This is a genomic window from Nocardioides terrigena (assembly GCF_003047265.1).
In the GTDB taxonomy this organism is placed as follows: Bacteria; Actinomycetota; Actinomycetes; order Propionibacteriales; family Nocardioidaceae; genus Nocardioides; species Nocardioides terrigena.
In genome coordinates this window covers 333,852-347,665 of sequence record NZ_PZYY01000006.1, presented here as the reverse complement: position 1 = coordinate 347,665, position 13,814 = coordinate 333,852, and the positions used below count along the sequence as shown (strand labels likewise).

Annotated in this window: 13 protein-coding genes; 2 read left to right on the top strand and 11 right to left on the bottom strand. The window is 69.0% G+C overall.

The window, feature by feature from the left end; translation table 11 throughout:
• Window positions 1–13: 13 nt before the first annotated feature.
• The 11 genes from DAE25_RS15370 to DAE25_RS24295 all read right to left on the bottom strand — a co-directional run bounded on the left by DAE25_RS15370 (window position 14) and on the right by DAE25_RS24295 (window position 10,657).
• Window positions 14–3,274 (bottom strand): LysM peptidoglycan-binding domain-containing protein, encoded by a 3,261-nt coding sequence (locus DAE25_RS15370; RefSeq protein ID WP_107767001.1) that lies wholly within the window; start codon window positions 3,272–3,274, stop codon window positions 14–16.
• Window positions 3,271–3,723, bottom strand: coding sequence for a pilus assembly protein TadG-related protein (locus DAE25_RS15365; protein WP_011755678.1), 453 nt, complete (start codon window positions 3,721–3,723; stop codon window positions 3,271–3,273). The genes DAE25_RS15370 and DAE25_RS15365 overlap by 4 nt, the downstream gene beginning before the upstream one ends.
• On the bottom strand, window positions 3,720–4,178 hold the full coding sequence (locus DAE25_RS15360) for a TadE/TadG family type IV pilus assembly protein (RefSeq protein ID WP_056886566.1): 459 nt from the start codon (window positions 4,176–4,178) through the stop codon (window positions 3,720–3,722). The genes DAE25_RS15365 and DAE25_RS15360 overlap by 4 nt, the downstream gene beginning before the upstream one ends.
• Window positions 4,175–4,570: a TadE/TadG family type IV pilus assembly protein gene (locus tag DAE25_RS15355; RefSeq protein ID WP_056886567.1), complete on the bottom strand. Its 396-nt coding sequence runs from the start codon at window positions 4,568–4,570 to the stop codon at window positions 4,175–4,177. The genes DAE25_RS15360 and DAE25_RS15355 overlap by 4 nt, the downstream gene beginning before the upstream one ends.
• Window positions 4,571–4,576: 6 nt before the next feature.
• The gene (locus tag DAE25_RS15350) at window positions 4,577–4,780 is read right to left on the bottom strand and encodes a hypothetical protein (RefSeq protein WP_011755675.1); all 204 of its coding nucleotides are present in this window, start codon (window positions 4,778–4,780) and stop codon (window positions 4,577–4,579) included.
• A gap of 74 nt (window positions 4,781–4,854) precedes the next feature.
• Entirely contained in the window at window positions 4,855–5,766 is a 912-nt protein-coding gene (locus tag DAE25_RS15345; RefSeq protein WP_056886569.1) for a type II secretion system F family protein, read from the bottom strand.
• A complete protein-coding gene (locus DAE25_RS15340; protein WP_056886570.1) occupies window positions 5,763–6,695 on the bottom strand; it encodes a type II secretion system F family protein in 933 nt (310 codons plus the stop codon). The genes DAE25_RS15345 and DAE25_RS15340 overlap by 4 nt, the downstream gene beginning before the upstream one ends.
• Complete coding sequence (locus DAE25_RS15335; RefSeq protein ID WP_056886571.1) at window positions 6,692–8,371, bottom strand: CpaF family protein; 1,680 nt, start codon at window positions 8,369–8,371, stop codon at window positions 6,692–6,694. The genes DAE25_RS15340 and DAE25_RS15335 overlap by 4 nt, the downstream gene beginning before the upstream one ends.
• A complete protein-coding gene (locus DAE25_RS15330; protein ID WP_056886572.1) occupies window positions 8,368–9,207 on the bottom strand; it encodes a hypothetical protein in 840 nt (279 codons plus the stop codon). Before DAE25_RS15330 ends, DAE25_RS15335 begins: the two co-directional genes overlap by 4 nt.
• 3 nt (window positions 9,208–9,210) lie before the next feature.
• Complete coding sequence (locus DAE25_RS15325; protein ID WP_234411076.1) at window positions 9,211–9,891, bottom strand: SAF domain-containing protein; 681 nt, start codon at window positions 9,889–9,891, stop codon at window positions 9,211–9,213.
• Between the two features lie 325 nt (window positions 9,892–10,216).
• Window positions 10,217–10,657 (bottom strand): helix-turn-helix domain-containing protein, encoded by a 441-nt coding sequence (locus DAE25_RS24295; protein ID WP_107767000.1) that lies wholly within the window; start codon window positions 10,655–10,657, stop codon window positions 10,217–10,219.
• Window positions 10,658–10,954: 297 nt separating this feature from the next.
• On the opposite strand from DAE25_RS24295, the gene DAE25_RS15315 reads away from it, so the two are divergent.
• The gene (locus DAE25_RS15315; RefSeq protein WP_107766999.1) at window positions 10,955–12,283 is read left to right on the top strand and encodes a DUF4365 domain-containing protein; all 1,329 of its coding nucleotides are present in this window, start codon (window positions 10,955–10,957) and stop codon (window positions 12,281–12,283) included.
• Entirely contained in the window at window positions 12,280–13,710 is a 1,431-nt protein-coding gene (locus DAE25_RS15310) for an argonaute/piwi family protein (RefSeq protein WP_056888902.1), read from the top strand. Before DAE25_RS15315 ends, DAE25_RS15310 begins: the two co-directional genes overlap by 4 nt.
• The last annotated feature ends 104 nt before the right edge of the window (window positions 13,711–13,814 follow it).

Below are 13,814 nucleotides of genomic sequence, written 5' to 3'. Positions count from 1 at the left end.
CTCCCTTCCCGAGTCAGCTCGCGAGCCAGCCGTGGGTACTGATGATGGTCTTCGTGCGCTCCGACAGTTCCATGGGGGCGTCGCCGTCGTCGGACCGGTTGCAGATCTCCTCGCGGAGGATCCGGTCGGCCTCGAGCTGGTCGCCCTCGGCCTTCATGACGTGGGCCAGGCACAGGCGGGTGCTCTCGCCGTCAGGGTCGGCCCGGTTGGCGACGTAGGCGGCGGAGCGGGCCTTGACCAGATCGCCTGCGGCGAGAGCCTCGGTGACGACGATGAGGGCGACGTCGGCGATCCAGCCTGAAGCCATGAGGTCGACGCGGTCGGGCTCGTTGACGAGCCAAGACCATCCCTCTTCACGCAGCTGGCTGAACGGCTTCGCCTCGCCGACCAGCTCGAGCGCGGTGCAGAGGTCGGCGACGCCTTCCGCGCCGCCCCGGGCCTGCCCGCGCTTGCGCAGTCGGAGGAAGAGGTGAAGGTCGACCAGGAGGCCGTCGTCGACCTGGTAGACGTTGACGCCGCGGAGCTTGGTGGCAGGGGCCTTGTCGGCGTGGGGCAGGTGGGGCTCTCTACTTGTGGGGTTGGTGCCCAGCCATTCGCGGACGGTGTTGGTGTAGTCGCGCACCTTGCCGGGGGTGATCCCGAATGCCTCGCCGATCTCCTCGCGGGTGGCTCCGTGCTTGCGGTGCAGGGCCAAGTACGCGAGGAGCTCGGTGAAGTAGGGCTTGCGCTTGGCCAGGGCCTTGCCGTGGGTGCGCGCGGTGACCGGACCGAGCAGGCTGAGCCGTGGACGGTCGCAGTCGGTCGAGAACCAGTCGGCGATGTCCTGGTCGAGAGTGGGGTCGCTCTGCTCGACCTCGGCTCGGACGTGCTCGGGCACCTTCGGCGCCAGCGTCTCGAGGTCCTCCTGCACGATCGCGCTCTGACGGATGTAGTCCGCGTCGTCGCCCTCCAGGAGGGAGGACAGCGGCTCGTCGACGGTGTCCGCGGGGGTGTTGCGCGGCAGGGTGTACTCGCGGCGCAGTGCCCCGGACTGGTCGGTGTAGGCCTCCCAGCCGTCGGTGACGGTCTCGTCGACCGGCACGGGGACGTCCTCGGCGACCTCGCTCTGTGCGTAGACCAGGGCGCAGCCGCGGGCTTCGTCGCTGGTGAGGCCGACGGCGATGAGGTTGAGGCCGGCGTGCTCGAGGACGACGCGGCCGGTGTTCGTCATGTGCAGGACGGCGCCCGGTGTGTTGGGGCGTTCGCCGGCGACGACGATGGAGGTGGCGGACTGCCCGACGTGGTTGGTGACCAGCTGCAGCAGCTGCTCAAGGTCCTCGGGGTCTCCGGCCGCCGCGTCGAGCAACAGCATCCGGGCGGGCCAGGTGTCGTCGTCGACGCTGCCGGTGCGCGCCGTGGACGCGTCGGTGTCGTGTCGCTTCGCCCGGTCGACCGTGGTGACGGCGGCCGCGAGGGCTTCCGCGGTCGCGGGTGACCCGGCTGCTCCGGTCGGGTAGTAGCTGATCCGCTCGTCCATGGCGACGGCTTCCTCAGCCACGCCGATGCAGTCGACCTGCACGCGGCGCGACCACGGGTTGACGGCCAGCTGCGCGGCGAGGTGGCGGGCGAAGTCCCGGCCGTAGGTCGGGTCGCCGCTGATGGTGAGGGTGGACAGCTCCTCGCAGTTGAGCAGCCACGTCTCGCCGGTGTCGCTCATGCCGATGGTGGCCAGAAGCGGGTAGGGCGGCTCGACGTTCCCTGTGTCGGGGCCGAGCCTGTCGACGGCGGTGTCCGTGCTGACGTGCCAGTGGGTCTGGTCCGGGCTGCCCACCCAGGGCGCCGGGACGGCGGCCGGCGCGCTCAGGTGCAGGGTCAGCTTGCCGTGCCCGAGCTCCACGGCGGCGAGCGGCGGCATCGTGGTGCCCTGCGCGCCGACGGCGGCCGCGAGGCGGCGCAGCGCCCCGTCCGCGAACTCCACGGTCGCCGCGGCCGCGGCACCGGTGGCGTTCAGGGTCATCTCGACCGGCGCGAGCTCCGGAGGCGGCGCGGCGATCGCGCGGCCGGGCGTCCGGTTCCGGTAGCCGGCGCGGCGGCGGGACCGCAGGGCCATGAGCAGCGCCCCGGACAGCAGGACGCCCCCGCCGGTCAGACCGGCGAGGACCCACGGCGCGTCGAGGATCGAGTCGTCAGCGTCGTCGACCTGGTCGACGTCGGCGGCCGGCGCCGCCGGCTCCTCGGCTTGGGGCGGCGCGTCGGGCACGGCCGTCTCGGGTACCTCGGGCACCTCAGGCTCGTGGGCGACCGGCGGCTCCTCCTCGGCCGGCGGGTCGACGGGCCGCTGGTCCTCGGGGCTGGCGGGCGTCTCGGGCTCGACGTCGCGCGGCTGCTGGTGCCGGGTGTCGTCGTGACTGCCCCCCTGGTCGGCGCCGGGGATGTTGAGCTTCCAGCCGACGTCGATGACGTCGGGGTCGGTCAGCTGGGCCCCGCCGGGCTGGGTGATGCCGGTGGAGGCCTGGTAGATCTCGGGCCAGCGGTCGGCGTCGCCGAGCTGCTCTTGGGCGATCTCGCTGAGGGTGTCGGTGGGCTGCACCGTGTAGTCGTGCGCCGGTGCCCCGCCGTTGACCGCGGGCAGTTTGAGTACCCAACCGGGCTCGAGGAAGCTCGGCTGCGCGCCGAGGAGGTCGCGGTTGAGTTCGACGAGCTCCTTGTAGCGGGCACCGTCGCCGAAGTGGTCCTCGGCGATCGACCACAGGCTCTCCCCCGGCTTCACAGCGTGGTCGACGGTCTTGCGCTGGCGCTCCTGCTTCGTCTCGACCTTGACGTCCTGCTGGGCGGGTGCCTGGTCGGCGGCACCGGCGTTGACATGTCCCACCGTCACCGGCGCCGCGGCGGCCGTGGTGATCGTGGCTGTCTGGGCGGCGATGGGCGCGGCGATGAACAGCAGAGCGGCGAGGCCGATGAGGCCGCGTGCTGCAGCCTGCGGCCGGCCCAGGCCCGGCAGCCGGGGCGCCTGGACCTTGCGGAGCCGTGCGATGGCCTCCACGACCAGGCTCAGCGCCATGAAGGCCCACGCGACCCAGCCGATCACCTTGAACAGGCCGAGGACGAGGGTGCCGTCGTCGGGCGCCATGAGCGCATTCTTGATGCCGCCCAGGGTCGGGACGTGGTCCGGGATTGGGCTGGCACTGATCGCGAGGAATAGTGCGGGCAGCCCGAGGACGATGCCGAGTACGGCGACCAAGGCTGCGAGGCCGGTGAGCCGCTGGCCCAGGGTGGGATGGGTGGGCGTGGTCATCTCTCGATGCCTCCTTCGGCGCGGATGAGCCGCGCGGACGCCTCCCCGGTGACCTGCATCGTGTCCAGGCCGATGATCCCGAGGAACTTGCTGGTGTATGTGTCGGTGGTGGTGACGATCAGGGTGTCGCCGTCGACGACGCGGACGGTTCCCTCCACGCCGGCGGCGCGGAGATAGTCCATGGCGGCCGTCTTGGCGGCGGTGAGGTCGACGCGGAGGTCCTCGCCGCGGACTGCGGTCGAGCCCTGAACCTCCTGGGCGCCGGTGCGGGCGGCCTGGGCGGCAGCGCTGCGGGCTTGCTGCTGGGTGTGGACCTTGCCGCCGAGGTCGACGGCCATCCCGACGAGGATGATCATCGCCAGTGCTGCGGTGGCGAACCAGACGCTGATGGAGCCGCGCTCATCACGCGAGCGCCGCGTCGTGAGACTCCGGATGCGGGCGGTCATCATCGGCGCTCCCGGTAGGCGTCGACGGGGCTGCTGGCGGTGGCGGTGATCGTCCGGGTGCCGGGCAGGCCGGGGATGCTCAGGTCCGCCACGTCGACCTTGCAGGTCACGGTGGCGGTGACCTGGGCGGTGGTTCCCAGCGGGGCGTTGAAGGCCGCAGCGTTGATCGTGATGTTGGTGGTCGTGCACTGCAGGCCCTGGTCGTGCAGGCTGCTGGTGGCCGCGGACTTGCCGGAGGTGATGGCCTCGCTCTGGGTCCGCTCGATGGAGGCCGCTCGTGCCGCCTCGTAGGCGGCTGCGGCCACGGACTGCTTGGCGATCTCCACGCGGCCGCCGAGGATGATCATCGCCACGAACAGGCCGAAGGCCGGGACGCCGATCGCGGCCTCGATGGCCACCGACCCGCGCTCGTCCCGGCGCCGGCGGCGTGCGCTGGTCCGCCTCGTCTGCCTGGTCATTCGGTGAGCCTCTCGACCGGGACGCTGGCGCTCTGGGTGACGGTCACGTGCCAGCCGGGGATGACGCTCATGGACTTGCCCGTGACGGTGATCGTGGCGGTGGTCGTGGTCCGTGATCCGGAGACGCTGGTGGAGGTCATCACGTCGGAGCCTCCGGCGTCGTGGAGGAACGTGTTCGCCGTGGCCACACCGGCGTCGCGGGTGCCGTTCTCGCTGCCTGCCTCACGGGCGCCCTCCTGCGCGGCCGCGAGCGCTACCTGCTTCGCGTGGTAGTAAAGGGCGCCTTGGAGGCCGAGGAACATCAGCAGGAACAGCGCGGGCATCAGGAAGACCATCTGGATGGTCACCGACCCGCGCTCGTCCCGGCTGCGGCGGTGGAGGCTGGCGAACATGGCGGCCTACTTGATCTTGGCGGACTCGCTGGTCACGAAGAACTTGATGGCCGCGACGACGATGCCGACGATGACGATCACGGCGCCGGCCCACAGGACCTGCTCGATCGTGACGGAGCCGCGCTCGTCGCGCTGCCGGGTGACGCGGTCCTCGAGGGAGGCGAGCGAGGTCAGCGCCGCCATCTGGAGGGCGATGAAGAGCTTCAACATCGGGGTTCTTCCTTCCTGGTTGTTCGGTTTGCGGTCTGGGTGACCCTGGTTCTTTGGGGTCGGTGTTAGGTCGGTCAGGTGGTGAAACGGAGCAGGGAGGGGGTGACGAGGATCGCCATGAAGACGATGCCGAGCAGGCTGGCTGGGATGTACATGCGCTCGGAGGTGGCGTTGGCCTTGCCGACCTCGGCGCTGAGCATCGCCGACCGGAGTGCGGCGGCGCGGGCCCGGAGGTTGTTGTAGATCTGGGCTCCGTCCTGGCCGGACTGCTGCATGATGTCGGCGAGGTCATCGAGCTCGGGGACGGCGAGCTCGTCGGCGAGACCGTGCAGGGAGTCCCAGGGTGCGCGGGTCATGTAGCGGGCGCGGCGCAGCTCGCTCTCGATCCGCTTGAAGACCCACTTGTCGCCGACCTCGGCTGCCGAGCGCAGCGCCTGCTGGCCGCTGGATCCGTCGCGGACGCCGGTGGCCACCATGTCGATGTAGGCGCCCAGGGCGCGGCTGAACTCGATGCGGGCCTTCTTGGCGTCGTCGGCGGCGTTGTAGTTGGGCATGAACCAGAACAGGGCTGCCAGGGCCAGCGAGCCGAGCGTCGGAATGGCGAACGGCAGCGGGAGGCCGATCAGAGTGAAGAAGGCGGCCAGCAGCGGCGGCATGATCAGGCCGAGCAGTGCCCAGACGACCTTCTCGCCGTGGAACCGGGTCTCGCTGATCTGCAGGATGGCCAGGTCCTTGCGAGGCGTGTGGGCCCAGGCGCCGCCGGGCAGGTTCTTCATCGCCCACAAGCCGATCCGATCGACCGCCGAGCCGGCGCCGGTGTCGACGTCGAGGCCGGGAGTGTTGCGGCGGGGCACGACGTGGTCAGGTGAGAGACGGTCCAGCGCGTCGACCAGGTCGGGGTCGGAGGGCGCGAGGCGCCATACGAGCAGGGCGAGGGCCAGTCCGATGAGGGTGCCGCTGGCGAGCGCGATCTGCAGGCCGGTCATGCGAGCGCTCCTTCCTTCTCGCCCGGTGCCGTGCGCTGGGCGGCGCGGTGGGCGTTGCGGGCCTGGAGGTCGAGGAACCGCGGGAGCGGCTTGGCGACAGCCATCCGGCGCATCCACAGCAGCGTGGCCACGTAGGCCGAGAGCAGGACGGCGAGGATGACCTGGCCCAGCGGGGACCCGTAGGGCTCGATGTAGTCCCCGGTGAAGGCGAGCATGCCCAGCACACCGAGGGTGATCACGGTGACGGTGCGGGCGGTGGTGCGGGGCTTGGCCTGGTCGGCGGCAATCTGGCGGCGAGCGCGCACGTCGGAGGCGACGGTCTCAGCGAGGGCGTCCAAGGCCTTCGACAGTCCGGCCTGGCCGCGGCCGCTGGCGGCAAGGATCAGCTGGCTGGCGACGACGTCGCCAGTGGAGTCGTTGAGGTCCTCGGCGAAGGCGCGCAGCACGTCCTCGGTGCTGGCGGTGTTGTTCCACAACCGGGAGACCATCAGTCCGACCTCGCGCTCGATCGGCGCCGGCGCGGACTGCAGGGACTTAATGAGCGCCGAGCGCAGGGACTGGCCGGCGGTCAGCTTGCCCGACAGGGACCGCGTCCACTCCTCGAGCGCCTCGAGCTTCTCGATGCTCGCGGCCGCCGGCGGGGGCGTCAGCAACAGCGGGATACCGACGATCCCGGCCGGGACGAGCACGATCGCGATCACCCAGCCGGTCACCAGCGCGACCAGGAGGCCAGCCACGGCACCGCCGACCATCAGCATCCGGGTGCGCCGGTCGAGCCGGACGAACCAGTTCCCCAGCCGCCCGAACGGGGTGACGGTCCGGGCGGGCCGCGGCGGCTCGGGCGGCGCGGGGATTAGCGCGTAGACCATCCCGATCAGACCGATAACGATGAGCGCCCCGAAGACGGCGGGCAGGAACGCAGTGCTCATGAGGTGGCCACCCCCGGGTTGGCCTGGGACTCGGCCTTGTACGCCTCGAGGTCGAACCCATGCCGCGCCAGCTCCTGGGCGAGGAAGTTGTCGAGCTTGCCGGTCGCGACGGCCTGGCCGAGCTGGTTAGGGGCGAAGATCGGGGTGGTGGCGTATCCCCTGGCGGCGTCGATGCTGGGCTGGACGACCAGGACCTCCTCGACCCAGCGCTGCTTGCGGAAGGTGCCGTCGGGATTGGCGACGACCTCCGAGCGCAGGTACATCACGATGTCGATCGCGGCGGCCAGCTTGCTGATTGCCAGCTCGCGGGTGACCTGGGGGCCTTTCTCCATGGCGCAGGAGACGAGCTTCTCGATCGTGTGCTCGGCACTGCGGGCGTGGGTGGTGCTGATCGAGCCCGGCCCGGACTCCATGGCCTTGAGCATGTTCCAGACCTCCGGGCCGCGGACCTCACCGACGATCTGGCGGGCGAGGTTGAACCGGAAGGAGTGGTGGATGGCCTCCTCGAGGCTGAACTCACCGGCCTGGCGGCCGTCGATGCCGACCTCGCCGGATCCGGGGCGGTGCTCCCACGCGTGGACGATCTTGTGGCGGTCGACGAGCTCGTGCAGGTGCAGCTCGAACTCGGTCTCGAAGGTGCCGATCATCTCCCAGGGCGGGATGCACGAGCACAGGGCCCGGACCCAAGTGGTCTTGCCGCTGCCTTGGACCCCGGAGACGACGATGCTCTTGCCCGCGCGCACGCAGGTTGCGACGAAGTCGGCCAGGACCGCGCTGCACGCCTTGCGGTCGTAGACCATCTCGTCCATCGACACCTCGCGCATGCTGTGGCGACGGATCACGACGGAGGTGTAGGCCATCACCCAGGAGCCGGCCGCGAGCCGCGCTCCCCCGGGCAGCCGGAGGTCCAGGTGCGGCCGGGCCTCGGTGAAGGGCCGGTTCTGCCGTGCGCCTAGGTCGGAGAGGAACTCGCGCAGCTCGTCCTCGGAGTCGGCGATCGGGGCGGCCTCCACAAGGGTGCCGTCGACCAGCTCCAGCCACACCGAGCAGACCGGGCCGCGGGCGATGACGATGATGTTCTCGACGTCCTCGCGCTCGACCAGGGGCTGCAGGCGGCCGAGCCCGAACAGGGCGGCGTGGAGGGCGGACTTGAGTGCCTTCTCGTGGTCCTTCGTCCACGGCGGACGGCCGGTCGAGACCAACGTCTCGGCCTCGGATTTGATGAGCTCCTCGATGACGTCGAGGCCCATCTGCTCGCGGTCCTCCTCGGTGACCCGACCACCTTCCTTGTCGAGCCGGGCGGTCAGTCGCGACGAGATCTCAGCGCGGTATTGCGCGATCAGCTCCCAGTCCAGCTCGACCTCGCCATCCGTGCCGCGGGTGTCTTGGTGCTCCTCCGGTGCGGGCGCCACAAGCGGGCGCAGGCTGAACTCCGAGCGGGCGCGGCCAGGCAGCTGGCCCTCGCCTTCGCTGGTCCAGGCGCCGGCGAAGATCGGCAGCGAGGTCGGGTCGTCGTCCTCGACGACCGGCGGGGGCGGCGGGGTGCCGTTGGAACCGCGTCCTCGGGCGAACGGCGAGGTCTGCTCACGGTTCGCGGCATGGCGGGCCTCAAGCCACTCGTCTGCGCGCAGCGGGTCGCGGCCGTTGGTCTCCGGGTGGTGTCCGTTGGTGCTCATGCGTGGCCTCCGTTCGTGGGAGCGAGGGCGGCCTGGTTGGCGCCGAGGATGGACTGGATTGCGGCGGTGCTGCCCCGGTAGCCGCGCCGCAGTCCGGAGGACTCGAACTTGCGTGGCTTGCGGGCGCCGTGGGAGTAGACCTCGGCCACCTCGGGCTCCCAGTCCACGGAGGCGACCACGGGGATCTGGAGGGCCTTGGCGATCTGGCGTGCGGTGTAGGGCCGGACTCGGGCGCCGGTGGGAAGCGAGGGCCAGCGTCGCTCCTCGTCGACGAGGAGTCCCCCGAGACGGGAGAGCCCACCGACCGCGGCGAACTGTGCCCGCAGGGTCTTGGCCCAGCTGGTGGCACCGGCCAGGGCCGGCAGCGAGCTGCGGGTGACGAGCAGGGTCAGGTCGGAGGCAGCGATCAGCGGCTGGGGCCAGCCGGCGAGGCCGAGTCGTCCGGCGTCGACGATGACGTCCTGGCCGTTGCGGTCGAGGGCGCGCAGTTGCTCGGTGAGCGGTTCCCACAGGGGCAGCAGGCTGGGGGCCTGCTCGTGGGCCCGGATGCCGGGTAGGAACCAAGCAGACCGCTCGGCCGGCGCCTCGGGGTCCAGCAGCAGCGTCTCCCGGGGCAGCGCGTCCGCCAGCGTTCCCTCGCGCAGGGAGAGAGCGAGGTTGATCAGGCCGCCGGTCGGCTCCTGGGCGCCCTGGAAGTAGCCGGCGAAGACCGATGAGGATCCGGTCGGGTCTGCGTCGACCAGGAGCACGGGTCGGTGCCAGTTGAGGGTTAGCCCGAGCGCCGTGGTGGACACGCCGGGCGAACCGCTCGCGGAGGCCAGGACGATCACCGCCATGCCTCAGCGCTCCCGGGCGTCCAGGACGAGTGCGACCCGTCCGGTGGCAGCCCGGGCAGCCAGTTCGGCCGCCTCGGCTTCGGGCACCGCGACGTCGACGACGGTCTCCCCCGTCTCCTCGACCCGGTTAACACCAACGACGGTGGCCTCGATGGTGACCGGCTCCCTGTCGGTGATCTCGCCCTGGTCGCCGGGCGTGGTGACGATCCGGACGACGTCGCCGCCGTAGAGCGGCTCTGACGGCATCTGCGCGGGAGTAAGGCTGATGCCTACCAGGGACTCTCCCTCCCCCGGCACCAGGTTGTCGGTGACTGCCTGCGCGGTGAGCAGAGTGCCGGCCCACAGGTCGACGGCAGCGCGGCTGCCCTCGAGCTCGGCCTTCTGGCTGCCGGGGACCGGGGTCAACGCCGGGTCGACGCTGACCCGCACGACGGCGAGGTCGCCGGCCTCGATGGTCTCGCCACGCTTGATGTCGTTGCTGACGACCAGGACCTCTTGGGTGTCGTTAACCGAGGTGAACGCGAACGCGGTCCCCAGGCCGCCGGCAGCGACAAGAGCCGCGCAGAGTGCCAGGACCCAACGCCTGCGGCGGCGCCTCAGCCGTGGGAAATGGTTGTGGTCGGGAGGTGCCTTGATACTGGCGCCAACCTCGTCCCGTGCTTGTTGAGCAGTGTTCATCGACATGGATCCCCGAGTCCTCTCTTGTCTCGATCACCTACGTGTCAAGACGTGCCGGGAGCGGTCATCGCGAGCCCGACTCGATAGCAACACACTAGTGCATTTCTATCGAGCGAATCGTTATCCACAGCTGACCGATTCCGAGATGTCATCGCCCGAGTCCTGACCGGAAGTGGTTGCGTGGCCCAATCCCCCCGATGGGACTGAGCGCTCGCACGCACCGAACATCCAGGTCAATGGGACCACAAATCATGCGGACTTTTCGGGAGGAATATCTCCCTGTGGATTACGGTCAACTCGGCGCCAGGCGCGCCCGTCTACGGCGCTAGACCTACCCGCGCCGCAGACGCTGCTGCCGGGCTTCCTGGAAGGCCGCGGCGACGACGTCGACTGTGTCCCCCAACCCACGCGCGAGACTCTCAAGCTGCCTGGCTGCTGGGAGTCGGGTCCAACGGCCTTGCTCCCAGGCGTAGTAGGTCGGCACAGCCACGTTGACGGCCGCAGCCAACTCGGGCACCGTCAGCCCCGCCTTCAAACGCAGTGCTCTGAGATCAGGAACCTCACCCTCCATGTGAATTAGACGAAGGGTCGGGATGTCGAGCGCTCTGGCAAGCTTGACCAAGAAGTCCGGCCGAGGAACCGACGCGCCCAGCTCCCAACGAGATATGCGCTCCCCACCGGCGGCACCAACTAGACGCGCCAACTCATGCTGGGTCAGGCCCGCCTTCTCGCGAGCGGCGCGCAGCACTGAGGGGTCGATTCCGGAATCCATCGCTGACAGACACTAGTCGGAGCAAGCGGGAGCCCTCGCCGCGAATCTCCCCACAAGTTGAGCGACCTACGTGATACCCGCGCTGGGCAGAGGGCGCTGGGACACGCCGCTGACTTGAGGTGGAGCGTGACAACGACGATGCCTACCGGTCCTCTCGAAAGGCGTGGGCCTCATCAAATCCGGACACCCGCAGGTAGCACCGCCTCTGAACCGCGCCTGCCTCGTACTGTCGGTGGCGACTCGTACCCTCAAAGAGCCGAGGCTCTCCAGATTCCTCGGCAGAAGCGAGGTGACCGGGTGGGAAGCGGTAAGCAGGTCAGCCGCAGCGCGCACATCGGCGATGCTGGTATTGCCCTTATCCACCAGCGGGTCAGCGCCATGGATCACGTCTGGCACGAGCGCACAGTCGACGCCGGGATCGATGGCACGATCGAGCTGCGCGATCCTGCGACGGGCGAAGTCAGCAACTGCCACCTCCAGGTGCAAAGCAAGGCCAGCGACAACGACTTCCCCGGTGAAACCGCCGACCGGTTCCACTACGACTGCGACGAGCGCGACCTGGACTACTGGATGAAGTCTTCAATGCCCGTCCTGCTGGTCTGCTCACACCCCAAGCGGGGCGAAGCCTGGTGGGCGCACATCCAGTCCTACTTCGCGGATCCCGCCCGTCGCGCCAGCGGACGTGTGGACTTCAACAAGATCACCATGTCCCTTGAAGGGGACGTCTCCGACCGGCTGTTCGCGGTTGCGGATCCTCACGGCCGCGCGCACACGCCCGTCGCTGATCTGCGTGATGAAACCCTGGAGTCGAACCTGCTGCCTGTGACGATGCCCGACGTGTTCTGGGCATACGACGCCGCAGTCACACTCCCCCGGAAGGTCTACGACCTACAGCGCGAGAGCAGCCTCGACATCCAAGACGACTTCACCCTCTTCGGCGGCCGGCTGCTGACGTGGAGCCCCGTCGAGGACACCGCGCTGGCGGGCGCGGTGAACGGTGACCCGACGATCGAGGCCACCGGCGAACTGCTCGACGGCAGCCCGGACAGCGAGCGAATACTGGTGCGCTTGCTCAACAACGCCTTCCGGCAAGACCTCCGCGATGACTGCGCCTTCCACGGCAAGCGCCACATGCTCTACTTCCGCGCCACCGACGACCTGTCGCCACGGAGCTGGAACACTAGCGGCACCCATTGGCGCTCCGTCTTCAAGCCGCACGCCAAGAAGACCAACCCATCGCAGGTCAGCTACTACAAGCACGCCGGCCTCAAGTGGCAGTTCCTCAACCTCGACGACGAGTGGTTCTGCGCCCTCACGCCCGACTACTACTACTCGATCGACGGCTACCGCGAGTCACGGTTCACAGCCCAGTACCTGAGCGGCATCAAGCGGCTCGAACGTAACCCCGCTGTGCTCGGCGAGACCCGCATGTGGGCCGCCATCCTCGCCGGTCGCGAGGGCGGCCATGACAGCTTGTTCAGCCAGAACGAGCGCATCCTCGACTTCGGCAAACTCGTCACCTTCGACACCGACCGCGGCATCGACGAGGCGAAGTGGAAGCGAGCGGCAGAGGCGTCGGATCCGACCGATCCTCTGGCTGACGGGGAGCTGGCGGAGACGGCATGAAACTCACGTTCATCGAAGAACCGGACCTGGAATTCGGCAACGGCAGCCGCCACATCGACCCACGTAGCGGCATCAACAACTACGGTCCGGCCGACCTGAGCCATACCGGAGTCCGGACGATCCAGATCGGCATCGTCGGCACCAAGGAGGCCATCGATGGGGTCAAGGCATGGCTCGACCGCTGCCGCGAACCAATTGCACCCAAAGAAAGCCCGCTATCGCACCTCTACTTGCCGTTTCCTGGGTTCCATACCAGCGTCGGCTTCCGCTCGACGATCATCTGGAACGGGCGGTTGGAGCGCACACTCGACAAGCGAGCCCTGGAGAACATCGCAACGCTGAGTCCGCTGCAGGCTGTGCAGAAGGGCGTCGAACTGTACGAGGCCGAGCTGAGAACGCTCGATGAGGAACCCAACTGCGACGTGATCATCGTCTGCCGTCCCGACGATCTGCCGGAACGCGAGGAGCCGAAGACCAACCCTGACCGACCGTGGGAGCAACCAAGAGCTGCGTCTATCGGCTTCGACTTCCACGAACTGCTGAAGGCACGCTCGCTGAGCGGTAGTCGTCCCATCCAAATTATCCGGCGCGAGACCTGGGACCCGACCTACAAGCCGAAGGGCCGCGACAGGCGACGCCAGCAGGACGAGGCAACCAAGGCCTGGAACCTGCACACGGCGCTGTACTACAAGGCCGGCGGCGTGCCATGGCGGATGACCCGCCATGTCCGGGACCTCACGACCTGCTACGTCGGCGTCGCCTTCTACCGGAGCACCGACAACGAAACACTGCAGACGAGCGTGGCGCAGGTTTTCAACGAGCGCGGCGACGGCGTGATCGTCCGTGGCGCCCAGGCCACTCAGTCGAAGGACGACCGACAGCCACACCTCACCGGCGACGACGCCAAGGACCTCCTTGAGCAGTCGCTGGCCCGTTACCGCATCGAGCACAAGACGGCACCCGCACGCGTCATGCTGCACAAGACCTCTTCGTTCACGCCTGAAGAGTTGGAGGGCTTCCGGGCTGCCGCCGAGGCGGAGCGCCTGGCCATGCTCGAACTCGTCTGGATCCCACGCGAGGACTCCCCCCGGCTGTTTCGGCAAGGCGAGCAGACGACCCTACGAGGCACGCTCCTGTCGCTCACTGACACCCGGCACCTGCTCTACACCCGTGGGAGCGTTCCGTTCTACCGGACTTACCCAGGGATGTACGTGCCGTCGGCACTCCCCTTCCGCCTTGTCGACGTGCAGTCGAGCGCGGCCGAGATCGCGACTGAGCTGCTCGCGCTCTCCAAGATGAACTGGAACGCCACCCAACTCGACGGACGGGTGCCCATCACGCTGCGCACAGCTGACTCGATCGGCCGGATCCTGAAGCACCTCGGCCCGAATGAACGCCCGGCGCCGCGATACGCCTACTACATGTGACTTGGCTCGGTGGGTGTAGCTGGGTTTGAGCTCGTCGCTTCTTCGGATCGCATCGGCCAGCACAAGACGGCCAAGCATCGAGAGGTGCCCGCTCCGAGCCGCCG